23 protein-coding genes are annotated in these 23,091 nt (G+C 56.8%); 10 read left to right on the top strand and 13 right to left on the bottom strand.

Annotated features, from left to right (window positions below):
- Positions 1-137: 137 nt before the first annotated feature.
- Positions 138-503 (top strand): HesB/IscA family protein, encoded by a 366-nt coding sequence (locus ACR0BI_RS01850; RefSeq protein ID WP_170465407.1) that lies wholly within the window; start codon positions 138-140, stop codon positions 501-503.
- Here the strand turns inward: ACR0BI_RS01850 and ACR0BI_RS01845 are convergent.
- On the bottom strand, positions 500-1,414 hold the full coding sequence (locus tag ACR0BI_RS01845) for an isopenicillin N synthase family dioxygenase (RefSeq protein ID WP_480561556.1): 915 nt from the start codon (positions 1,412-1,414) through the stop codon (positions 500-502). The genes ACR0BI_RS01850 and ACR0BI_RS01845 overlap by 4 nt on opposite strands.
- Positions 1,415-1,534: 120 nt before the next feature.
- Between ACR0BI_RS01845 and tpiA the strand changes: the two genes are divergently transcribed.
- The gene (tpiA, locus tag ACR0BI_RS01840; protein ID WP_170393215.1) at positions 1,535-2,284 is read left to right on the top strand and encodes a triose-phosphate isomerase; all 750 of its coding nucleotides are present in this window, start codon (positions 1,535-1,537) and stop codon (positions 2,282-2,284) included.
- Positions 2,285-2,293: 9 nt separating this feature from the next.
- On the opposite strand, the gene ACR0BI_RS01835 is transcribed toward tpiA, so the two are convergent.
- From ACR0BI_RS01835 to ACR0BI_RS01805, 7 genes are all read right to left on the bottom strand, one after another.
- Positions 2,294-2,740: a nucleoside deaminase gene (locus tag ACR0BI_RS01835; protein WP_170393216.1), complete on the bottom strand. Its 447-nt coding sequence runs from the start codon at positions 2,738-2,740 to the stop codon at positions 2,294-2,296.
- A 65-nt stretch (positions 2,741-2,805) separates the two neighbouring features.
- On the bottom strand, positions 2,806-3,117 hold the full coding sequence (locus ACR0BI_RS01830; RefSeq protein ID WP_480561558.1) for a DMT family transporter: 312 nt from the start codon (positions 3,115-3,117) through the stop codon (positions 2,806-2,808).
- 156 nt (positions 3,118-3,273) lie between these two features.
- Complete coding sequence (locus tag ACR0BI_RS01825) at positions 3,274-4,650, bottom strand: TRAP transporter large permease (RefSeq protein ID WP_480561560.1); 1,377 nt, start codon at positions 4,648-4,650, stop codon at positions 3,274-3,276.
- A complete protein-coding gene (locus ACR0BI_RS01820; RefSeq protein ID WP_170393219.1) occupies positions 4,650-5,327 on the bottom strand; it encodes a TRAP transporter small permease in 678 nt (225 codons plus the stop codon). Before ACR0BI_RS01820 ends, ACR0BI_RS01825 begins: the two co-directional genes overlap by 1 nt.
- A gap of 116 nt (positions 5,328-5,443) precedes the next feature.
- Positions 5,444-6,445, bottom strand: a complete 1,002-nt coding sequence (locus tag ACR0BI_RS01815; protein WP_304621967.1) for a DctP family TRAP transporter solute-binding subunit — start codon at positions 6,443-6,445, stop codon at positions 5,444-5,446.
- Positions 6,446-6,763: 318 nt separating this feature from the next.
- A complete protein-coding gene (locus tag ACR0BI_RS01810) occupies positions 6,764-7,993 on the bottom strand; it encodes a sigma-54-dependent transcriptional regulator (RefSeq protein WP_170393221.1) in 1,230 nt (409 codons plus the stop codon).
- Positions 7,990-9,723, bottom strand: a complete 1,734-nt coding sequence (locus tag ACR0BI_RS01805; protein WP_170595762.1) for an ATP-binding protein — start codon at positions 9,721-9,723, stop codon at positions 7,990-7,992. Before ACR0BI_RS01805 ends, ACR0BI_RS01810 begins: the two co-directional genes overlap by 4 nt.
- 46 nt (positions 9,724-9,769) lie before the next feature.
- On the opposite strand from ACR0BI_RS01805, the gene ACR0BI_RS01800 reads away from it, so the two are divergent.
- Positions 9,770-10,951, top strand: a complete 1,182-nt coding sequence (locus ACR0BI_RS01800; RefSeq protein ID WP_170563490.1) for a cytochrome P450 — start codon at positions 9,770-9,772, stop codon at positions 10,949-10,951.
- Positions 10,952-11,057: 106 nt separating this feature from the next.
- On the opposite strand, the gene ACR0BI_RS01795 is transcribed toward ACR0BI_RS01800, so the two are convergent.
- Positions 11,058-11,531, bottom strand: a complete 474-nt coding sequence (locus ACR0BI_RS01795; RefSeq protein WP_010439761.1) for an Lrp/AsnC family transcriptional regulator — start codon at positions 11,529-11,531, stop codon at positions 11,058-11,060.
- Positions 11,532-11,776: 245 nt separating this feature from the next.
- Between ACR0BI_RS01795 and ACR0BI_RS01790 the strand changes: the two genes are divergently transcribed.
- The 6 genes from ACR0BI_RS01790 to infC all read left to right on the top strand — a co-directional run bounded on the left by ACR0BI_RS01790 (position 11,777) and on the right by infC (position 16,622).
- Positions 11,777-12,091, top strand: a complete 315-nt coding sequence (locus tag ACR0BI_RS01790) for a DUF2849 domain-containing protein (RefSeq protein ID WP_170393224.1) — start codon at positions 11,777-11,779, stop codon at positions 12,089-12,091.
- A gap of 65 nt (positions 12,092-12,156) precedes the next feature.
- A complete protein-coding gene (locus tag ACR0BI_RS01785) occupies positions 12,157-13,821 on the top strand; it encodes a nitrite/sulfite reductase (protein ID WP_480561561.1) in 1,665 nt (554 codons plus the stop codon).
- Positions 13,811-14,572, top strand: coding sequence for a phosphoadenylyl-sulfate reductase (locus ACR0BI_RS01780; protein WP_170510600.1), 762 nt, complete (start codon positions 13,811-13,813; stop codon positions 14,570-14,572). The genes ACR0BI_RS01785 and ACR0BI_RS01780 overlap by 11 nt, the downstream gene beginning before the upstream one ends.
- Positions 14,569-14,976 (top strand): DUF934 domain-containing protein, encoded by a 408-nt coding sequence (locus ACR0BI_RS01775; protein ID WP_480561563.1) that lies wholly within the window; start codon positions 14,569-14,571, stop codon positions 14,974-14,976. Before ACR0BI_RS01780 ends, ACR0BI_RS01775 begins: the two co-directional genes overlap by 4 nt.
- Before the next feature lie 105 nt (positions 14,977-15,081).
- Positions 15,082-15,915, top strand: coding sequence for a ferredoxin--NADP reductase (locus tag ACR0BI_RS01770; protein WP_170595767.1), 834 nt, complete (start codon positions 15,082-15,084; stop codon positions 15,913-15,915).
- 116 nt (positions 15,916-16,031) lie between these two features.
- On the top strand, positions 16,032-16,622 hold the full coding sequence (gene infC, locus ACR0BI_RS01765) for a translation initiation factor IF-3 (RefSeq protein WP_310793657.1): 591 nt from the start codon (positions 16,032-16,034) through the stop codon (positions 16,620-16,622).
- 75 nt (positions 16,623-16,697) lie between these two features.
- Here infC and ACR0BI_RS01760 read toward each other — a convergent pair whose 3' ends face one another.
- Together ACR0BI_RS01760 and ACR0BI_RS01755 are read right to left on the bottom strand one after the other, a co-directional pair.
- Positions 16,698-18,014 carry an aspartate aminotransferase family protein gene (locus ACR0BI_RS01760; protein WP_170625973.1) on the bottom strand — a complete coding sequence of 439 codons (1,317 nt, stop codon included), beginning with the start codon at positions 18,012-18,014 and terminating at the stop codon, positions 16,698-16,700.
- A complete protein-coding gene (locus ACR0BI_RS01755; RefSeq protein ID WP_255612110.1) occupies positions 18,011-18,763 on the bottom strand; it encodes a beta-keto acid cleavage family enzyme in 753 nt (250 codons plus the stop codon). The genes ACR0BI_RS01760 and ACR0BI_RS01755 overlap by 4 nt, the downstream gene beginning before the upstream one ends.
- Before the next feature lie 110 nt (positions 18,764-18,873).
- Here ACR0BI_RS01755 and ACR0BI_RS01750 point away from each other — a divergent pair, with 110 nt between their 5' ends.
- On the top strand, positions 18,874-19,773 hold the full coding sequence (locus ACR0BI_RS01750) for a MurR/RpiR family transcriptional regulator (RefSeq protein ID WP_480561564.1): 900 nt from the start codon (positions 18,874-18,876) through the stop codon (positions 19,771-19,773).
- Positions 19,774-19,820: 47 nt separating this feature from the next.
- On the opposite strand, the gene ACR0BI_RS01745 is transcribed toward ACR0BI_RS01750, so the two are convergent.
- The gene (locus ACR0BI_RS01745) at positions 19,821-20,612 is read right to left on the bottom strand and encodes an FAD binding domain-containing protein (RefSeq protein WP_170662396.1); all 792 of its coding nucleotides are present in this window, start codon (positions 20,610-20,612) and stop codon (positions 19,821-19,823) included.
- A gap of 95 nt (positions 20,613-20,707) precedes the next feature.
- Positions 20,708-23,068: a xanthine dehydrogenase family protein molybdopterin-binding subunit gene (locus ACR0BI_RS01740; protein ID WP_480561565.1), complete on the bottom strand. Its 2,361-nt coding sequence runs from the start codon at positions 23,066-23,068 to the stop codon at positions 20,708-20,710.
- Positions 23,069-23,091 lie beyond the last annotated feature (23 nt).

The raw sequence follows: 23,091 nt of genomic DNA, 5'->3' as shown, positions 1-23,091 counted from the left end.
CCTTTACTTCAGGTACGCTAAAGCTTTGCGCACCATCGTGACAACCCTGCGCGGAGTGTGTATTTGAACAGGCTCTCTCTTGAGCCCGGCGCGTGTCGGCCTTAGATTAGAGATAACGCGCGATAACGGAGCCCACCATGTTTGGCATTCCCGGCAAACAAGCCGTGACCATGACACCTAAAGCTGCTGAACAGATTGTTCGGCTTATGAAATCCGGCGGTCACACCGGATTGCGCATCGGCGTCAAGAAAGGCGGCTGTGCGGGGATGGAATACACCATGGACTACGTCGATGATGCCGACCCGAACGACGAAGTGGTCGAGCAGGATGGCGCGCGTGTAATGATCGCCCCCATGGCACAGATGTTCCTGTTCGGAACCGAGATCGACTACGAGGTTTCACTGCTTGAGGCCGGGTTCAAGTTCCGAAACCCGAATGTAGTCGATGCATGCGGATGCGGAGAATCGATCAAGTTCGACGAAACCTTGGCTGAACAACGCTAACTCGCAGCTTTTAGGTGGACGTAGGTCTCATTAAATCGCCGCGTCAGGTGCTCTCCGGCGCGGATCGTGGCGTATGAACCCGGCGGCGCAACATTTGTGTCGTAAGAAGGATTGAAGAACAACGGAACCGAGATCCTCTCGTTCACGCTGCCTTTGACCCTATGCTCGGTCGCTTTGACTTCTCCTGCGGTCCAAAACTCCAGCATCTCGCCGAAATTGATTATGAATTGTCCCGGTGTGGCGTTTACAGCTTGCCAATCGCCATCGGGCATACGAACTTCCAGACCCGGTGTGCCGTCCGTGGCCAGCAAAGTCAGGCAGCCATAATCCGTATGCGCGCCGATACCAAAGTCCTTTTCTCCTGCCCAATCAGGGCGTTGCGGATAGAAGTTACCGCGCAGCAGCGCCATTGGCGTATCAAAGGCCGCATCAAAACTGTTTGCATCCCTACCGATGGCAATCGCAATCGCGCGCAAAACGCGAATGGCAACTGAGCAGGCGTCTGAATAGTAACTCTGGATCGTTCTCCGAAACGTGTCGGCCCCGTCTGGCCAGAGATTTGGGGCATACACACTTAATCCCCGCCCCGCATAGGGATCATCGGCTGGCAGTTCAAAACCGCTATCAAAGACTTCTTTGAAATCCGGGTTCGCCCTGAGATCCACCTGTTCGGAACGCGGCGCACCCCAACCGCGGTTGGCACCCGTAGCTGCCATATCGACGCTCTGCTTGATCTCAACTGGTTGACGAAAAAAATCGCGATACGCGTCGATCACCTGCTTCACACGGGCGGCATCAAGGCCGGAATTGAAGATCGTTAGAAATCCGATCTGGCGAACAGCACGTCTCAGCTTTTCCATCTCAGCTGGATCACGCAGATCCAATTTGGCGAGATCGAGATCGTCTATCATGCAATCCTCCGCAACAACGCGCGCAATGTGTCCTGACAAGTAGCGCTATGCAACCGGAATTGTCAGCCCCGCCTGCGGGTGATATCCGAGGGTTCAAAGCAGAAAACCGGAGGGATCGCGATGCGGCGTAAGTTGGCGGCAGGCAACTGGAAAATGAACGGAACTGGCGTCGCGCTGAGCGAGTTGGAAGCGTTGAAAGCCTCGCACCCATCTTCTGCGGTAGAAATCCTGATATGCCCACCAGCCACTTTGCTTCATCGCGCGGCAAATACGGTTGAAGGTTCGGGCATTACCGTTGGCGGCCAAGACTGCCACGCGGCGCTCTCGGGTGCGCATACCGGGGATCTGAGTGCCGAGATGCTGTTGGATGCAGGGTCGAGCGCAGTGATCCTTGGCCATTCCGAGCGCCGTGAAGATCATGCTGAGCAGAACGAAGACATCCGTGCCAAAGCCCGCACCGCCATGGATGCAGGCCTGAAGACGATCATCTGCGTCGGTGAAAGCCTTGAGCAGCGCGAAGCAGCAAATACTCTGGATATCATCGGTGGACAGATGTCGGGTTCGATCCCGGATCAAGCGACAGGCGAGAACCTGATTGTCGCATATGAGCCGATCTGGGCCATCGGCACCGGCAAGGTTCCAACTTTGGAAGAGATCGGAGAAGTGCACGATTTCATACGCGCACGTCTGGAACGCCGATTTGGCGAAGGTGTCGGCCGGTCAGTCCGCCTGCTGTATGGCGGATCGGTCAAACCCGGTAATGCTGCCGAGATTTTTGGCGTTTCAAATGTTGACGGAGCGTTGGTGGGTGGCGCCAGTCTGAAAGCAAATGATTTCTCGGGCATCATTCAGGCGCTTGAAAGCGCCTGATCGCCAACCTCATTCGGCAATATCTTCGGCCCAAAGCGCGGGCTTCTCTTCGATAAAACGCCTCATCAATGCAATGCAGTCCGGGTCATCAGCGATGATGACCTCGACACCGCGATCGCGCAGGAAGTCCTCATTTCCGCCAAAATTCACGGTGTCTCCGATCACAACACGCGGGATACCGAACTGTACGATCGTGCCAGAACACATCATGCAAGGCGAAAGCGAGGTATAGAGCACAGTATCGCGATAGGTCTTCTGCCGCCCTGCCTTGCGCAGCGCATCCATTTCCCCATGGGCGATCGGGTCGCCCAGTTGGACACGCTGATTACGCCCTTGCGCAACGACCTCACCACCCCGCGCAAGCACTGAACCGATTGGGCAGCCTCCTTCGTCAAATCCAGCTTTCGCCTCATCATAGGCGACGCGGAGCAAGCGTGCATCGGTGTCGGTCAGCATATGCAGGTGTCCTTTGTTCGGAGTTGTTTCGCAAAGCTGCCCGACACCACTATGGCCGTCAACGCTTAGGCCAGTTTCATGATGATCAAACCCGTCACGATTAGAATCGCAGCGCCGATCCGCATGGGCGTCAGCGCTTCGCCCAGGAATAGGACGCCAACAGTGAACGCCCCTACTGCGCCGATCCCGGTCCAGATCGTATAGGCGGTGCCAAGCGGCAGCTCCCGCATGGCCATTGCAAGCAGGCCAAATGACCCGATCATCGCAACACCCATGATCGCCGTCGGCCACAGCCGCGTGAAACCAGCGGTCTGCTTCATCGCGACGGCCCAGACGATTTCGAGGAGGCCAGCAAACAACAGTAATACCCAGGGCATAAGAACACCTCACTTTCCGAGATCGGGTCGTCCCGAATAATCGTCCATGATGGTGAGGTCGTCCTCTGACCCTCAGATATGCGTTTGGGCATCAGTTTCAAGACAAAAAAACCGGGCGGATTACACCGCCCGGTTCATATGCTCGGTTTAACCGATCTAGTTGGTTATGATCTCAGGCCCCATGAATGTGTTGGGCAGGAATGTCGAAATCCACGGGATATACGTAACCATGATGAGGAAGACGAACAGCACGGCCAAGAACGGCAACGCTGCCTTCACAACACTCATCATCGGCATACCTGCCACGCCCGAGGTTACGAACAGGTTCAACCCGACCGGAGGCGTGATCATCCCGATCTCCATGTTCACCACCATGATAATGCCCAGATGGATCGGATCGATACCCAACTCGATGGCAATCGGGAAGACCAGCGGGGCCACAATGACCAGCAGACCTGAGGGCTCCATGAACTGGCCACCGATCAGCAGGATCACGTTGACCACAATCAGGAAAGTCACTGGCCCCAGACCCGCCGATAGCATGGCGCTTGCGATATGCTGGGGCACCTGCTCATCCGTCAGCACATGTTTCAGGATCAGCGCGTTGGCGATCACGAACAGCAGCGTGACAGTCAGTTTGCCCGCCTCGAAAAGTGTATGCTTGGTGTCGGGGTGCACAAAGGCCGTGATCAACGCATAGGGTTTCTTGAGCAGCGAGATGTTCTGCGCATCCCCTTCGGTGCTGAGCGGACCCATATCCTTGTAGACAAAACTTGCGATCAGGAACGCATAGACGGCAGCAACAGCCGCGGCCTCGGTCGGGGTAAAGATACCTCCGTAGATACCGCCGAGGATGATGACGATCAGGAACAGACCCCAACAGGCCTCGCGCGCCGAGGTGAAAACTTCGCCCCAACCTTTCCAATCGCCTTTGGGAAGGTTCTTGACCTTGGCCATGACGTAAATGGTGATCATCAGCATCAGACCGGCCATCAAACCCGGAATAACGCCTGCAAGGAACATTCGCCCGACCGAAACCTCCACGGCTGCCGCATAGACCACCATCACGATTGATGGCGGAATCAGAATGCCCAGTGTCCCTGCGTTACAGATCACACCGGCGGCGAATTCCTTGGAATAGCCCACCTGACGCATGCCAGCGATGACGATCGACCCGATTGCGACAACTGTCGCCGGAGACGAACCCGACAAGGCCGCAAACAACATACACGCGAAGACGCCAGCAATTGCCAGACCTCCGGGCAAGTGCCCTACACAAGCGATCGAGAACCGGATGATCCGCCGCGCCACTCCACCTGTGGTCATGAAAGATGACGCGAGAATGAAAAACGGGATAGCCAAGAGGGTGAAATGCCCCTCAAATGCCTCGAATAGCGTGCCAGCGACCGAAGCCAATGAGCTGTCGGAATAGATCAGCAGGAAGAGGGTCGAGCTGAGACCAAGTGCCACCGCAATCGGAACTCCGATCAACAATAGGCCAATGACCATCGAGAAAAGTAGTACGACGTCCATCAGTCATGCTCCCCCTGCTGGGCGCGGACTTCTTCGATCTCGTCCTCAACCTCGTGGCTAGCTACAAGGCGATCAGTTTCACCGCGCCAAATCTGTACTGCGACCTGTGCAAAACGGATCACCAGCAGCAACATCGAAAGAGGCAGAACGAAATACGGAACGACCTTGGGCAGTTTCTCGTAATATTCGCCATAGTTGATCATATCTTCCAGAAACCGCAGCGGCGCGACCATCGGGATATCATCAACTTCATAGAAGCTCTGGCTGCGCGCACTCATGTCAAAGCCGGTCGGAAACCAGCGACCCGAGGTGGGCGGCAGATCGGCAAACACTGCCCAGTAGTCATACGACCCCTTGAGCAGGAGCAGAGAAAACACCAGACAACAAGCAACGGCTATCAGCGCTAAAACCCGGCGTGGCGCGGGGGCCAGCATGTTCAGGATCGCATCAACACCCAGATGTGCATGCTTTTTCACTGCATAAGACGCACCCAGCAGCACCAACCAACCGAAGGTGAATACTGTCAGTTCCAGCGCCCAAAGAATGTTAGAATTGAATACAAACCGCGCGATCACATTGGCGAAGGTGACAATTGTCATCAGACCCAACAGGCACGCAATCATGGTTTCTTCGATATGGTCGACCAGCCCGCCTTGGCCGGGTTTCGCACCAGACATCTCTCTGTCCCCGCATTTTTTTGATGAGAGTGGTGGGAGTGTGGCGGGCCACTAAGGCCCGCCCAGCCTATGCGTCCATAACTCCCCAGTCCCCGGACGCGTGGCTTGAACCGGGATCAGAACCCGGCGTTGATCGCCTGTGCGGCGTCGATCTTGTCCTGACCAACGTCACTGGCAAATTTATCCCAGACTGGCTTCATCGCATCGACCCAGGCCTGGCGCTGCTCGGGGTTCAGTTCCCGGATGATGCCCCCTGCGTCAGTGATCGAAGCCTTGGCAGCTTCGTTTACGGAAAAGGCCTCCTTGTTACGAGTCTCGGTCACTTCGGCGAGAATCGTCAGGAATTGATCGCGAACTTCAGGCTCCAGGCTGTCCAGCCAGTCAACTGAGGTTACAACCAGATAATCGATGATACCGTGGTTCGTTTCTGTGATGCCGTCCTGCACCTCGAAGAACTTCTTGCCGTAGATGTTCGACCAGGTGTTTTCCTGCCCGTCAACAACGCCCTGTTGCAGAGCACCGTACACTTCCGAGAACGCCATCTTCTGAGGGCTGCCACCAATTGCTTCCATCTGGGCAACCAATACGTCCGAAGACTGAACGCGGAACTTCAGGCCGTTCGCATCCGAAGGATCTTCCAACGGCTTGTTCGCAGACATCTGTTTCATGCCATTGTGCCAGAATGCCAGCCCCTGAAGGCCGCGGCGCTGCATGCTGTCTTTCATCGCCTGACCATCAGCCGAGGCTTGGAACGCATCCACAGCATCGATGTTCTTGAACATGAACGGCAGATCGAACAGGCGGAATTGCTTTGTAAATTTCTCAAACTTCGACAGCGAGGGCGCGGCCAACTGCACGTCGCCCTGCAGCATCGCTTCAAGAACCTTGTCATCGTTGTAAAGAGTGGAGTTCGGATAAACCTCCATGCACATCACGCCGTTCATCTCGTCATTGACGCGCTGCTCAAGCAGCGAAGCGGCGATGCCCTTGGGGTGTTTGTCCGTATTGGTCACATGCGCAAACTTCACGACGATCTCGCCATCATCGCAAGCTGCTACACCAGCGGTCGCTGTCACGGACAGTGCGATTGCGGTTGCTGCCGTTGTCAGGAATTTCATCAGTCTTATCCTCCCAGACTTCCCTAAAACTTCCATCGAGCGCCCAATCAGCGCCGTATGTTGCGGAGTGAACCGAATCGGCTCCTCACTCTCAACATTTTGTTTAGATGTTGCTGAAATCTGTTTTTTCCAAATAATTTCTTACGGTTAAATGATGTCCGTTATAAATCTGGTGTTTCGGCAGAACTACGCTGTGCGATTTTTCGCACAGGCAGTCAGCACCTTGTGCGAATTTCCGCACAATATCCGAATCGATGCGAGCGAATCGCTCGCTTAAGCCACAGCGCAACCGCAGTTCGCCCTAGCGGAAGTGTTTTGCTAACGACGATAGTCTTCTGGCCTAATGTGGTAGCGGGTCAGCTTGTCATAAAAAGTTTTGCGCGGCAGCTTCAGTGCCTTGGCGGCATCCGCAGCCTTGCCATTGTGGCGCCCAAGGGCTGCAATCAGCAAAGACCTCTCAACACGCGCCAATTGCTCGCTCAACCCCAGATCAGCGGCCTGTGCAACCTCATCCGGCATCCCCAACACAAACCGCATTGCCGCCGACATCAACGATCGGGCATTGCCCGGCCAATCCTGCGCCATCAGCGAGGCCAGATGCTCGGGTGTCACTTCAGGTTCCGCAATCCCGGCCTGCTCAGCGGCCTGCGCCACATAGCGGCGAAAGATGACGGGGATATCCTCGGGCCGTTCTGACAGGGCCGGGATTCGCACCCGCATGACATCCAACCTATAGAACAGATCGGCATTGAACCTTCCCTGTGCAGTAAGGTCCGACAAATCGGCCGTTGCCCCTGCGATGATTCTGGCTTCCGTCCCTTGTTCGATCAGTTCCAGCGCGGCGTATTGCGTGGCATCCGACATCGCCGAGATCTCATCCAGATACAGCGATCCGCCTGCCGCATCCTTACAGACACGCAACAAATCATCCGGGTTCAGGCCTGAGGCAGGGCGTTTGACAAATGGCCCCTGTCCAACCGGAGACATCAGATGGACAACTTCAGCGACCTTTGAAACTCCGCTACCCGCTGGCCCGGTAACCAGTACCTCGGCCCGTGTTGGCGCTACGCTCCGCACTCGCTCACGCAAGGCCTCGGCTTGATCTGACAACCCAAACAGCATGCGTGCTGCGGGATCGCCACGCTCAAGTTCGCGCCGTTGCTCGCGTTCCTGCAGAATTTCTGCGCGCGCTGCGAAGGCTCGCTCGAGTACCGCCAATAAGTCCGCTGCTGCACAGGGCTTTTCCAGAAAATCAAATGCTCCCTGCCCCATGGCCTGTACCGCCATCGGGATATCGCCTTCACCTGTCAGCAATACCACCGGAAGCTCAGGATCAACCTCGCGCGCGTATGCGAGCAGATGAAACCCATCCCGCCCCGGCATGCGAATATCCGAGATGATCACACCGCCGAAGTCACGATGAATATGATCCTTTGCGGCCACGAAAGATCCCGCGGTGACCGGTTCATACTCGGCCAATTCGAGGGTTTGCGCCAAGGCCTCACGTACGGCGGCATCATCATCGACCAAAAGCACTTTGCGGATCATGCTGCCTCATCTTCTTCAAAGGGTTCCAGTTCAACCGTGAATTCAGCACCCTCGTCCGTGTTGGCACCGCGAATATCCCCCCCGAAGCTCTGAACCAGACCGTAGGATATCGACAGCCCCAGACCCATCCCTTCGGACGTCCCAACCGTTTTTGTGGTGTAGAACGGCTCAAACACGCGGTCGGGGTCCTCGATGCCGGGTCCGGTATCCCGCACCGACACGCGAATAGGCTTTCCCCCTGACAGAGTGACCAATATTCTGCGCGTCGGTCGATCGACCATCGCATCCGCTGCATTATTGATTAGGTTGACAAACACCTGCACCAGACGCACCTCTCCACCCCAAGCATAGACCGCAGTCTTTGGCGGCACCCACTCCAACGCGACGTTCTCATCGCGCAGGCGCGCCTCGGTCAATTCTGTGGCAGTGTTCAGAACCTGAACCAGATCAACGCGCCCCATTGGTTCGCTTTCATTTCTCGCAAAGGCCCGCAGGTTCTTGATGATCCGCGCCATGCGTGCGGCCATATCGGAAATGCGGCCCAGATTTTCGCCAGCTCTCTGGCCCTTGCCGCGCTCAAGAAAAGCAGATCCGTTGTCGGCAAACTGCTGAATCGCCATCAAAGGCTGGTTCAATTCATGACTGATGCCTGCCGACATCTTGCCCAAAGCGCTCAACTTACCAGCCTGAACCAAATCGGCCTGCGCTTGTTTGAGCGCGGCTTCCGCCTCCTGCCTCTCGGCAACTTCGTGACGCAAAGCGCTATTAGCCGCCGTCAAAGCGCGCGTACGTTGCGCGACCCGGCTTTCCAGCACGGTATTTGCCTCTGCAAGTGTCCGACGGCGTTCCGAGGCCAGAAACAACAAAGCACCAAAGGCGAAACAGATCGCCGCAACCGCCGCCGCCTGCAACCCCGCCAACCGGCGCGCCGGGGCGACATCAACCAGCATCTCTGCGGTCATCGCAATCACCGGAAGATCGAGCGTCAGATGCAGGGCGCGACGGGGCAGATAGCGACCCCAATTGAGCTTCCACACTTCATATCCCGCAATCCGGGTTGAGGCGAAATCGACATTCTCACCTTCTGGTGACATCAGCCCTTGCTGCCCTTGCCCGCGGCGCCATAGTAGCAGATCCGATCGGTTCGAGATAAAGACAACCCCATCCGTATCAACGAAAAACACCGCATCGGTACTGCCGCGCCATGTTTGTTCCACATCCTGCACATCGGCCAGAACCATCAACGCGCCTTCTATTTGGCCCAAATCCCCGAATGATGGGGCCGCGTATGAATAAATGCGGTCACTGCTTGCGTCTTCGACCCCATGTGCGCTGCCCAGGGCCCCCTGCATGGCGCGCTCGAAGGCCGGATGTGCGGACATATCGCGCTGCGTCACCGGTTGGGCCGCGACCAGAACCTGACCCTCCGGATTCAGGTACATAACGTTAACGGCAGCGGTTTTGTCTGCCACATCCAGCAGCACCTTTCGGGCGGCCCGTTGCTGTTCTGATGTTTCTAGCTCCTGCAAAGCAGGATGGTCCGCCATCAAGGCGGCCACTTCCTGATAGACCTGCATTTGAGTGCTCAGACGGTCGGCGGCCAGTTCTAAATCGGCCTCGGCCTTCTCGCTCAGTTGCGACAGGGCCTGACGATAGCCATAAGTCCAGACCGCCGCTGACAGCAATCCGACCGCGCATAAGAAACCGGCTATGATCCAAAAACGTTGCATATCTAGGGTCTTGCATTCAGCAGCCGCCATGGCAAGTCTGCACCGCATGAAGACGCTGACCCAATCCCCGACCGACCCGGCATTCGTGCAAAACCCATACCCCTTTTATGACAGCGCACGTCAGTCGGGCGATCTGTTCTACTGGAAAGACTACGGCCTTGTCGCGGCTGTCTCGCACAAAGCGGTGCAAATTCTGCTGCGCGATCGGCGCTTCGGGCGTGAAATCCCGGCGGAACTTGCAAAACCCGGCCCAGACCATCTTGCACCCTGGCTAGAAGTCGAATCCCATTCGATGTTAGAGCTTGAACCCCCGCGTCATACTCGATTGCGTTCTCTGGTACTGCGGGCGTTTACCTCTCGCGCGATCACGGCGCTTGAGGGGTCCACTGAACAGTTGTGCCACGATTTGATCAAGCAGTTCCCCGCTGGCCCCTTCGATCTGCTGGAGGCCTATTGCACCCAGGTCCCCGTGATCACGATCTGCCGTCTGCTTGGTGTGCCGGAAGACATGGCACCGCAACTGTTGCAGTGGTCGCACGCCATGGTGGCCATGTATCAGGCAAACCGGACGCGCCAGACCGAAGACGAAGCCGTCCGTGCCACACAAGCCTTTACCACCTATCTCGAAGAATACATCGAAAAACGCCGCACTGACCCACGTGACGATCTGATCACCCGGTTGATCGCGGCAGAGGAAGATGGTGAAAAACTCTCGCGCGACGAACTGATCACGACCTGCATTTTGTTGCTGAACGCTGGTCACGAAGCCACCGTGCACGCCATCGGCAATGGCGTGAAGACTATGTTGACGACGGGTACACAGCAGTATGTCCTGACGCCCGGCACCATCGACGGCGCAGTCGAGGAAATCCTGCGTTTCGATCCACCACTGCACATGTTCAGACGCTATGCCTATGAAGATATTGAACTCTTCGGTCACCGCTTTGCGCGTGGTGACGAAGTTGCCTTGCTTCTGGGCGCAGCCAATCGCGACCCTGCTGCTTGGTCCCAATCCGATACATTCGACCCGATGCGAGATGTAAGCGCCAATACTAGCTTTGGTGGTGGCCTTCACTTCTGTGTGGGCGCTCCGCTGGCCCGACTTGAGATGCGGATCGCCCTGCCCATCCTGTTCCAGCAATGCCCAAAGCTAAAGCTGACGGCAGAGCCGCAGTATTCGGACAGCTACCATTTCCACGGGCTGACCAAACTCATGGTAACGGTCTGACTTAATATCCTGTCAAGAAACCCGGATCCGTGCTTCATCTGGCCATAAATATCTCGGGGGAGTCGCCTTCGGGCGGCGGGGGCGGCGCCCCCATTCACGCTTCATCCTATCCGACAGACTTCAGTGGTAGCATGGTGGTCGATTTGATCTCTTCCATCGAAAGCAAGGCTGTTACGTTGTGCACTCGCACCTCTGAAATCAACGCCTGATAAAACGCATCATACGCACGCGCGTTCTTGACGCGCACTTTCAGAATGTAATCAATGTCTCCCGCCAAACGGTGCGCTTCCTGAACCTCTGGACGATCGCGCAACGCTTTCAGGAACTTCTGCTGCCACTCCGCTTCATGTTCCGACGTACGGATCAGCACAAAGAATGTGGCCTCAAAGCCCAACGCTTCGGCATCCAGCAATACGGTCTGCTGGCCAATGACTCCTGCCCCCTTCAGCTTGCGAATGCGATTCCAAACCGGCGTCTTGGAGCTCCCTACACGGGCTGCGATTTCGTCAAGCGACTGGCTGGCATCCCGTTGCAGCTCGGCTAGAATTTTCCGATCCGTGTCGTCTATTCGCACCGACATTCCAATTTCCCTTCCAATTCAGAACAAACCTTCTTTCACTCACCGCATATAGAACGTTTGTTCTTATTTCTTCGCGCATATGGCGATTTGACGGGAATATTTCCTATATTGGCACTCAAGTCAAATCAGTCACGAGATGATCCGATGCAGGTCAAACAAACAAATATGCGCATTCACAAACCCGGCGTCGCCCGAGTTGCGCAATACCCGCACGTAGTCTCGGTTTTCAATAAGGAGCTTGCCTGATGGCCCGCGCTTTTACCCCCAAAGTCGTCACCGCCAACGACTTGTTGGAAGGTGATGTGATTTACCAGACCGAAGATGACCGGTGGTCGCGCGAGTTGTCCGATGCCGAACTGATCACGGACGAAGCTCACGCGCAGGTTCGTCTGCTGGATGCCGCGCGTCAGGCCAACAAGATCGTCGGCGCCTATCTTGCCGACGCGGTGGCCGGAGAAAACGGCCCCGAACCCACCCACTTTCGGGAGGATTTCCGCCGGACTGGTCCGTCCAACTATGCCCACGGCAAACAGGAAACCTCCCCGCAGCCTCGGGCCTGATCTCAGGCCATTCTCTCTCCCCTTCAAGGCCCCTGGTCCGGGGCTGCAACTAAGGACAGCTAAACATGTATCGCTACTCCGAGTTCGACACAGCTTTTTTGGCAGAACGCAACGCGCAGTTCCGTGCGCAGGTTGAGCGTCGCATTGACGGTTCGCTGACTGAAGACGAATTCAAGCCACTGCGCCTGATGAATGGTCTGTATCTGCAATTGCACGCTTATATGCTGCGGGTCGCTATTCCATATGGCACGCTGTCCAGTGCTCAGATGCGTCAGCTCGCTTTGCTGGCCGAGAAATGGGACAAAGGTTACGGCCATTTTACCACCCGTCAGAACATTCAGTACAACTGGCCGAAGCTGAACGACGTGCCGGATATGCTGGACGCACTGGCCGAGGTTGGCATGCACGCCATCCAGACCTCGGGTAACACCATCCGCAACGTGACCGCTGATCATTTCGCCGGTGCCGCCGCGGATGAGGTCGCTGATCCGCGCCCCTATGCCGAACTGCTGCGCCAGTGGTCGACCGACCATCCTGAATTCCAGTTCATGCCGCGCAAATTCAAGATCGCCATCACCGGCAGCGAGAATGACCGCGCCGTGATCAAGGCGCATGACATCGGCCTGCAACTGGTCGAGCGTGATGGCGTTCTGGGTGCCCGCGTCATCGTTGGCGGTGGTCTGGGCCGTACGCCCATGATCGGCAAAGAGCTATCGGAATTCGTCGCCTTTGAGGACCTGCTGGCCTATCTTGAGGCCACCGTTTCCGTGTGGAACCAGATCGGCCGTCGCGACAACAAGTACAAGGCACGTATCAAGATCACCGTGCACGAGCATGGTATCGACGCCATCCGTGCCAAAGTGAACGAACGCTTTTTGAAGGTTCGCCCGCAATTCAAAGGCGCGGATATGAACCTGCTGGACAAAATCAAAGGCCACTTTGCGCCTCCAGCCTTCCGTGATGGTTCGGTTGCCTCGTTCGAGAGTGCCTATACCAACGATCCGGTCTTCCGTTCGTGGGTCGACACCAACATCGCGCCGCACAAGAACGCGGACCACGCGATCGTCACGATCTCGATCAAGAAGCACGGCCAGACGCCGGGCGATGCGACTGCCGAGCAGATGCGCGTGATGGCCGATCTGGCCGAAGAGTTCGCCTATGACGAACTGCGTATCAGCCATGAGCAGAACGTAATCCTGCCCCATGTCCACAAATCCGACCTGCCCGCGATCCACGCAACGCTGAAAGAACACGAGTTGGCGACCGCCAACATCGGCTTGATCAGCGACATTATCGCCTGTCCCGGTATGGATTACTGCGCACTGGCGACGGCACGTTCGATTCCCGTGGCGCAGGAAATCGCGACCCGGTTCGAAGACTTGAAGCTGGAGCATGATATCGGTCACCTGAAGATCAAGATTTCAGGCTGCATCAACGCCTGTGGTCACCACCATGTGGGTCACATCGGCATTCTTGGCCTAGACCGCGCTGGCGTCGAAAACTACCAGATCACTCTGGGTGGTGACGGTACCGAATCCGCCGCCATCGGTGATCGTACTGGCCCGGGCTTCGCCTATGACGAGATCGTTCCGGCGGTAGAGCGCATCGTCGACACATATCTGGAGCAGCGCGACAGCGCCGAAGAGACCTTCTTGCAGACCTATCGCCGCGTTGGCATGGCACCGTTCAAAGCGGCGCTCTACCCCGAGGCACAGGCCAATGCCGCTTGACCTGATCCAAACGGAACTGGGGGCTGACCGCGCCGAACTGACCGAAAAGGTCGAGGCGCTGAACGCCCGCTTCCGCCACCACAGTGCCCATGATGTGATGCATGGCGCTTTGGACGAGATCGAGGAGCTTGCTCTGGTCTCCAGCTTTGGCGCGGAATCGGTGGTGTTGCTGCATATGGCTGCAGTGGTCGACAAGATGACCCCAGTGCTGTTCGTGGACACCCAGATGCTGTTTGCCGAAACGCTGGAATACCAGCAGGAGGTCAGCGAGCGTCTGGGCCTGCGCAATGTGCAGATCATCCGCGCCGAGGATGAAGATGTTCAGCGCGACGATCCTTATGGCGCGTTACGTCTGCGTGACACCGATGCTTGCTGCAACCTGCGCAAGACCTTCCCGCTGCAGAAAGCTCTGACTGGGTATTGTGGCTGGATCACCGGGCGCAAACGGTTTCAGTCCGGCACCCGTGCCGCGCTGGACTTTTTCGAGGTCGAGGACGGAACCGGCCGGATCAAGGTCAACCCGCTGGCCCATTGGGCACCCGAGGATGTGCGCGCCTATATGGACGAAAACAACCTGCCCCGGCATCCGCTGGTGGCCAAAGGATACCCCTCGATCGGCTGTGCGCCCTGCACCTCGCCGGTCAAAGAAGGCGAAGACCCCCGCGCCGGGCGCTGGCGCGATCAGAACAAGGAAGAATGCGGCATCCATTTCGTTGATGGAAAAATGGTGCGCATCGGAGAGAAAACATGAACGTAATCGTAAACGACGAGGGCTTTGCCCCCGATGATTGGACCGATGGCTATGTCACGCTGGACGATGCAGCGAATGACGTGGTTGCGCTGGATATCGCCTCGGACACTGACCCCGATGAACTGTTTGACCGGCTGGGCAGCGCCCAAATGGTGCGCGTGGACTTTCCATCCTCAGCGGATGGGCGCGGTTTCACCATCGCGCGTGTTCTGCGTCTGAAAGGTTATACAGGTCACCTGCGGGCAAAAGGCCATGTTCTTGCAGACCAATACGCCATGGCGCGTCGTAGCGGCTTTGACGAAGTCGAAATTGATGACACCTTGGCGAACCGGCAGCCCGAAGATCAGTGGCTGGCCCGGGCCAATTGGCAGGACAACAACTACCAGGCCCGCCTGCGCGGCTGACCCGCCATCGCCAACCTGTGATACGAAAGGGGCAATCTGCCCCTTTTCCTGACTTGGATCAAAGATTAAACGGAGATACCGGTTTAGCAGACCGGCAGTGAAATGATGACAGAGATGAAATCCGTGAGTGAAGCAACCGCCGTTAAGGCCCCCGTCCTGCCCGACGCCCAGACTGTGACCGAAGTCAAACATTGGACCGACCGCCTGTTCTCTTTCAAGGTGTCGCGCCCGGCTTCCTTGCGCTTTCGCTCGGGTGAGTTCGTTATGATCGGCCTACTGGGCGATAATGGCAAACCGCTGTTGCGCGCATATTCCATCGCCTCGCCTTCATGGGATGAGGAACTGGAATTCTACTCGATCAAAGTGCAGGATGGCCCGCTGACCTCAAAACTGCAGCACATCCAGCCTGGTGATCAGATCATTCTTCGGCCCAAACCCGTCGGCACGCTGGTGCATGACGCATTGCTGCCCGGCAAGCGCATCTGGTTCTTCGCAACCGGCACAGGCTTTGCGCCCTTCGCGTCGCTGCTGCGTGAACCGCAGACCTATGAGGATTATGACGAGGTTATCATCACCCATACCTGCCGCGACGTAGCTGAACTGGATTACGGTCGCGAGTTGATCGAGGGCGTCAAACAGGACGAGTTGCTGGCCGAACTGATTGGTGACGGTTTCGCCGACAAGATCCGCTATTATCCCACCACCACGCGGGAAGAAAGCCCAAAGATGGGCCGTATAACCGAGCTGTTAAAAGACGGCACCGTATTTGCCGATCTGGGCATCGAAGGTGGTATCAAGCCAGACACTGATCGCGCGATGGTTTGTGGCAGCCTTGCCTTCAACCATGACATCAAAGCAATTCTGGAAGAGTTCGGCCTGCGAGAAGGCGCCAATTCCGAACCCAAGGAATTCGTGATTGAAAAGGCATTTGTGGGCTAATGGGGTTTGCCGGTGGAGTTATCGACACCCTAAACCGGCAAAAACTCACGAAATTCATGGAAAATTCATGCGGCTTGCAATTTATGCCGCTTGAAACACCTCTCAGCCCGGTCTAAATTCCGGGCTCGAAATTCTGCAATCATCAAAGGAATGAACCCATAGCCCGCAGACCTCACAACGCGCCGCCACAGCGAGATACCGGCCCGCGCGTCAATGACAAGATCCGTGCTCCCGAAATTCGCCTGATTGGCGCCGAAGGTGAAAATGTCGGGGTGGTTCATCCCGCAAAGGCCATGCAGATGGCCGCCGATGTCGGCCTCGATCTGGTTGAGATTTCGCCCAACGCGAACCCGCCGGTCTGCAAAATCATGGATTTCGGCAAGTTCAAGTACGAACAGCAGAAACGCGAAAGCGAAGCCCGCAAGAAGCAAAAGATCATTGAGGTGAAAGAGGTCAAGTTCCGGCCCAACACCGACACGCATGACTATGACGTCAAGATGCGCAACGTGTTCAAGTTTCTTGAGAACGGCGACAAGGTCAAAGTCACCCTGCGTTTCCGGGGCCGCGAGATGGCGCACCAGAACCTGGGGCGTGAGCTGCTGGAACGTGTGGCCGAAGACGTCAAGGATCTGGGCAAGATCGAGAACATGCCCAAGATGGAAGGCCGTCAGATGATCATGATGATTGGCCCGCTGCCACAGAAGTAGGTTTTCTTTTTGTAGAATGACAAAAGCCCCTCCGAAATCGGAGGGGCTTCTTTGTTTTCTGGCTTCTCGCCTAAATCAGATCACCGAGGATATCGCCCGATCCAGCTTGTCTACAAGCTCGACCAGTTGGTCATCTTCGATGACAAAGGGCGGTGCTAGGAGGATATGATCTCCGTTGCGTCCGTCACGCGTGCCTGACATCGGGTAACAGATCAATCCCTCGGCCATGGCGGCCTTCTTGATTTTGCCCGCCACGCCACGCGACGGATCAAACGGGGTTTTCATATCTCGATCCTCGACCAGCTCAATCCCTCGGAACAAGCCGCGACCGCGAATATCCCCGACATTCGGGTGCTGACCGAACTTGTTTTCCAGCATGCTCTGCAGCTTATCCCCCATTACACCTGCCCGCGCCGGCAGATCACGAGAGGTAAGTTCCTGTATAACGGCAAGCGCAGCCGCAGTCGCAACCGGATGACCGATATAGGTGTGGCCATGCTGGAAGAAACCCGATCCATCCCGGATCGCATCATAGATTCGACCCGAACACAGCATCGCTCCGATAGGCTGATACCCTGCACCCAACCCTTTGGCGATACAAAGAATATCCGGCGCGACATCGTCATGATCACAGGCAAACAAATGCCCGGTACGACCCATGCCGCACATTACTTCGTCGAGGATCAGAAGAACGCCGTGTTGATCGCAAATTTCACGGATTCGCTTGTAGTACCCCTCGACTGCCGGAACAGCCCCAAGCGTCGCACCAACCACCGGCTCTGCCATGAAAGCCATGACCGTTTCAGGCCCAAGGCGCAGGATTTCTGCCTCCAGCTCATTCGCAACGCGCTGACCATATTCAAAACTGCTCTCATCCTCAGGCTTTTCGGCGTACTCATAGCAAGGAGCGATATGAGTCATCTCGATCAGCATCGGTGCAAACTGCGCCCGCCGCCATTCATTGCCACCCGCCGAAAGTGCCCCCAAAGTGTTGCCGTGATAGCTTTGCCGACGCGCGATCACATGGCGGCGTTCTGGCTGACCGGTTTCCAGATAATACTGCCGCGCCAGTTTGATAGCAGCCTCGGTCGCCTCTGACCCGCCCGAGACAAAATAGACCCGGTCCAGTTCGCCGGGGGCGTGTTTAATCAGCAGATCGGCCAGTGCCTCGGCCGGTGCCGAGGTCATAAAGCCCGTATGCGCAAACGCAATCTGCGCCACCTGATCCTGCACCGCTTTGACCACAGCGGCGTTGGAATGGCCGAGGCATGAAACGGCAGCATCACCACAATCCAGATAGCGACGGCCGGTTGAGTCGATGAGATAACAGCCGTCACCACCAGCGGCCTCAGGCAGTTCCGACTTTGTATGGCGTGGAAATACGTGACTCATGTCGACGTCCTTTTCAGAAGATCAATCAGCGCCGCGACGGATGCGGCATTGTCTGCCCAAGCCTGGCCATCCGGACCGGCAAGGCTGTTCTCAAAACCAACGCGCACATCGCCACCCAGCTGCGCGGCCTTTTGCAGGCACGCATGCTCCTGCCCTCCAAAGGCACAGACCATCCATGGATCAGCGCTGTGCGGAAACACATCCAGATCATTCGGACTCGATTCCTGCGCCGTGGAATAGCGACCAAGGACAAGCAGACGGTCGACCTGATCCGATTTTACCACCCCTTCAGCCTGCCAATGGGTCAGTAACTCAACGTCAGCGACATCATAGAGGATATGCTGAACACGAGTCCCTTGTTCCGCGCATAGTGCGTAGACCTTTGGCGCAAGTTCGGGCGACCGTGCAATCTCGCGCACCGAAATCGAAGCCCAGTCCGGGCGCACATTTTGCAAACAAGCAAGTTGTGCTTGAACGCCGAAAACGCCAGCAGCTTCTGTCGTAATCTGGATGTCCATGTCAGGGGCCGCAGCACGCAGTTCAGCAATGGTTTCGCGATACAAACCCGCATCTAGTGAATGGTTACCTGACTGATCGCGAATATGCAGATGCAGACCTTGCGCACCTGCCCTATGGCACGTTTTCGCGACCTTGACGATTTCATCAGTCTTGATCGGCAGGGCAGGATGATCTCCATGCCCTCGTCGCGCCCCGTTCGGAGCCACCAACACATATGGCCTTCTCGTCATCCTCAAACCAGTCCCAGACATTCCGTCACCTGTTTTTTACGATCCCGAATTAGACACCTCGCTCACGTTTTCAATTTGCAATCTTCATAACATTTGTTTTTTCTTACCAAATGCAACACACCTCATCCCAACTGACCGAGCAGCTTCGGCACGAAATCGACACCCTGCCTCAGCAAATGCAAGCCGCAGCGAAATACATCATCGACCACCCTGGCGATTTCGGGCTCGACCCGGTTCGGCTTACCGCCGAGAAAATCGGTGTCAGTTCAAACGTTCTGGTTCGGTTGGCACAACGTATGGGGTTCGACAGTTTTGAGTCGTTCAGACGGCCCTTTCGCCAGACCCTTGTCACAGACCGGGAAGATCGGCTGGGTCAAGGCTGGCTGGATCGCATGAAATCGGGGGGCCAATTCAGCGCCGCGCAAGCTGGGTTTGCGCAAAACGAACTGAACGTCGTAGCCCGCTCCCTGCGACTGGCCGATCCTGATTTGATGCAACAGGTCACGGAGTACATGATTGCAGCTAATCGCTGTTTCATAACCGCGACCCGGGCCAGCTATGCTTTGGCCTATTATCTCCACTATGCGGGTCGGATGGCACACCCAGGATTTCAGCTTATCCCGCGACATATGGGATCAGCCATCGATGATTTGCTCGAGGCCGATGAAGCGGACTGCCTTTTCGCTATTACCGTTCACCCCTATTCCTCTGACACCATACAATCCATGCGTTTTGCGCGTAAACGCGGCATGCGCATCGTGCTATTGTCGGATAGCGACGTCATCGCCCCTGGTGTTAACCCTGACATCGTGCTGCCTGTAAGTACCCGCGCGCAACATCACTTTTCCAGCTTCTCCGGAGCGATGGCAGTGCTTGAATGCCTGCTAGGTCATCTCTTTGCCGCCGGGGGATCAGCCGCGCGTGACCGCGTGGAACGCTATCAGACGGCACGAGAAGACACCGGCGCCTACTGGCGCTCCGCCAAGCCCCCAAGAGTTCGGAAAAAATAAAGAGCCCCGGCTTTCACCGAGGCTCTCAAAGCTGATTAAAAATCAGATCAGCTGCAAGCTTCGACAGCCCGTTTCGTCATAACAGTGACCAGATGCGCCCGATACGTTTTGCTCCCGTGCAGATCACCAATCATGTTCATCGGATTGATGTGCAGCCCCATCAAAGCGTCCGCGCGGAACTCTTTGTTCAGGGCCTCCTCAGCCTCCGCCCAGCGGAAAACTCCGTCCTCGCTTGCACCGGTTACTGCAACCCGAACGCCATCGGCAAACCGGGCAAGATATACCCCGACCAACGCAAACCGAGACGCGGGCTGCAAAAACTTCTGATAACTCGCCGCCTGAGGCACGGGGAAACGCACCGAAGTGATAATCTCGCCCTCTTCCAGAGCTGTCGTAAACATGCCCTGAAAGAAGTCATCCGCCGCTATCTGGCGATTATTGGTGACAATGGTCGCGCCTGAACCCAGCACTCCCGCCGGATAACAGGCCGCTGGATCATTGTTGGCAATCGAACCGCCAATAGTGCCACGATTACGCACCGCAGGATCACCGATCTGGCCGGCCAGCGCTGCCAGCGCCGGATAGTTACCAGCAGCTTCAGCGGCCACATTTGCGTGGGTTGTCGCACCGCCTATCGCTACCGAGCCATCATCCTCGACGCAGACCCCTTTCATTTCAGCGATTCCATTGACCGAAACCAGCTTGGATGGCGCGGCCAACCGCTGCTTCATTGTGGGGATCAGGGTTTGCCCACCCCCCAATGCCTGAGCATCCTCAACTCCCAACGCAGTAACCGCCTCAGCGATGGTCGAGGGTTTCTCAAACTCGAAATTGTACATTTCGTTCTTCCTTTCCGAAAAGCGCGGATCCGCCCTTCATCTGGCTATAAATATCTCGGGGAGCGCGGGGGGCTGCCCCCTGTCACCCGAACCTCTCAACCATGCATTGCTGTCCAAACACGCGACGGGCTCATCGGCATGTCAATGTGATCAACAGCCTTTCCACCCGAGTTCAGCGCATCCAGAACCGCGTTGACTACCGCAGGCGGCGAGCCAATCGCACCAGCTTCACCGCAGCCCTTCACACCCAACGGGTTGTGCGTACACGGCGTCTGGCTGGAATGGTCGACCGCATAGAACGGCAGATCATCGGCGCGTGGCATCGCGTAATCCATGAAGGATGCGCTCAGCAACTGGCCATTCTCGTCATAGGCGCAGTTTTCCAACAAAGCCTGACCGATACCCTGACCGATGCCGCCATGTACCTGACCATCCACAATCATCGGGTTAACGATGTTGCCAAAGTCATCCGCAGCGGTGAAGGCTTCGATGGTCACCTGTCCAGTCTCGGGATCCACCTCAACCTCGCAGGCATATGCCCCCGCTGGGAAGGTGAAGTTGGCCGGGTCATAAAATGCGGTCTCCTCCAGCCCCGGCTCAACCTCCAATGGGAAGTTGTGCGGTACATAGGCTGTCAGAGTCACATCACCCCAGGCCACCGACTTGTCAGTGCCCGCGACGCTGAACTGACCGTCCTTCAGCTCGATATCGGCCTCGGACGCCTCGAGCAGGTGGGCCGCGATCTTCTTGGCCTTGTCGATCACCTTTTCGGTCGCCTTAACCATGGCCGAACCACAGACCGCCAGCGAGCGTGAGCCATAAGTGCCCATGCCGAATGGGATCTTCGAGGTGTCGCCATGCACAATCTCGACCATCGACTCGTCGATGCCGATCATGTCGGCCACAACCTGCGGGAAAGCAGTCTCATGCCCCTGCCCGTGGCTATGTGCACCAACCATGACGCTGATGGAACCGGTGGCGTTTACCCGAACCGTAGCTGCATCATAGAGTCCTGCCCGGGCCCCCAGCATACCGACGATGTTCGAGGGCGCGATGCCGCAGGCCTCGATATAGCAATTGACGCCTAGGCCACGCAGCTTGCCATTGGCCTCGCTTTCCGCCCGTCGCGCGGCAAAGCCAGCCAAATCAGCAGCAGCTTCAAGCTTATCCATCGTCCCGTTGTAATCCCCGGTGTCGTAGGTCAGCGCCACCGGTGTGTCATACGGGAACTGGGTGATGAAATTCTGGCGACGCAGGGCGATCGGATCGACACCCAGTTCACGCGCCGCCTTGTCGATGACGCGCTCCAGCTGATAGGTCGCCTCTGGCCGACCCGCACCGCGATAAGCGTCCACCGGCACTGTGTTGGTGAACATTGCCTTCACATTCACCTGAATGACCGGCGTTTTGTAATTGCCCGCCATCAGAGTGCCATGCAGCCAAGTCGGAACCGAGCTTGAGAAGGTCGACAGATACGCGCCCAGATTGGCGTAGGTGTTGGTGCGGAGGCCTGTGAAGTTATTGTCCGCGTCCAAAGCGAGCTCAATCGTGCTGACGTGGTCGCGGCCCTGCGCATCCGACATAAACGCCTCGGACCGGCTGGCGGTCCATTTGACCGGACGGTTGCAGGCCTTGGCAGCGAATGTACAGAACGCCTCTTCCGCGTAGTGGAAAATCTTCGTGCCAAATCCACCACCAACATCAGGCGCTACAACACGCACTTTGTGTTCAGGCAAGCCCAGAACAAATGCGCACATCAGCAAGCGGATCACATGCGGGTTCTGCGAAGTGGTGTAGAGCGTGTACTCATCCGTACCCCGGCTGTATTCGGCCACCGCAACGCGCGGCTCCATCGGATTAGCAACCAGACGGTTATTGATCAGGTCCAGAGTGGTGACATGGGCCGCGTTGGCAAAAACCTCATTGACCTTGTCATTGTCTTCTTCGCCTAGATGCCAGTCATAGCAGATGTTGTTCTTCAAATCCTCATGGATAAGCGTCGCGCCATCCTGCGCTGCGGCTTTCATATCCAGCACGGCAGGGAGCTCTTCGACATCCACTTCAATCGCTTCCGCCGCATCGCGGGCGAGTTCAAGGCTGTCCGCGACAACGGCAGCGATGGGATCGCCTACATGTCGGACCTTGCCTTGCGCCAGAATGGGATGCGGTGGTTCCTGCATCGGGGCGCCATGACGGTCGGTTACTTCCCAGCCGCAAGGCATTCCGCCCACGCCTTCAAAGTCCTTGCCGGTGAACACCTTCACAACCCCCTGCATACCCTCGGCGGCAGATGTGTCGATGTTGGTGATCCGGCCATGCGCGATGTCGGACCGTAGGAAATGCACATAGGCCTGGCCATGTACGTTGATGTCGTCGGTGTAATTGCCTGCTCCGGTCAGAAAGCGTACGTCCTCGCGCCGCTTGGAACTGGCTCCGATGCCACTGTCTTTGGGCATTGCTTGTTCTCCTCCGTGGAAAA

It is taken from the genome of Ruegeria sp. E5 (genome assembly GCF_056534105.1).
This window is presented reverse-complemented; position numbering and strand designations above follow the sequence as displayed.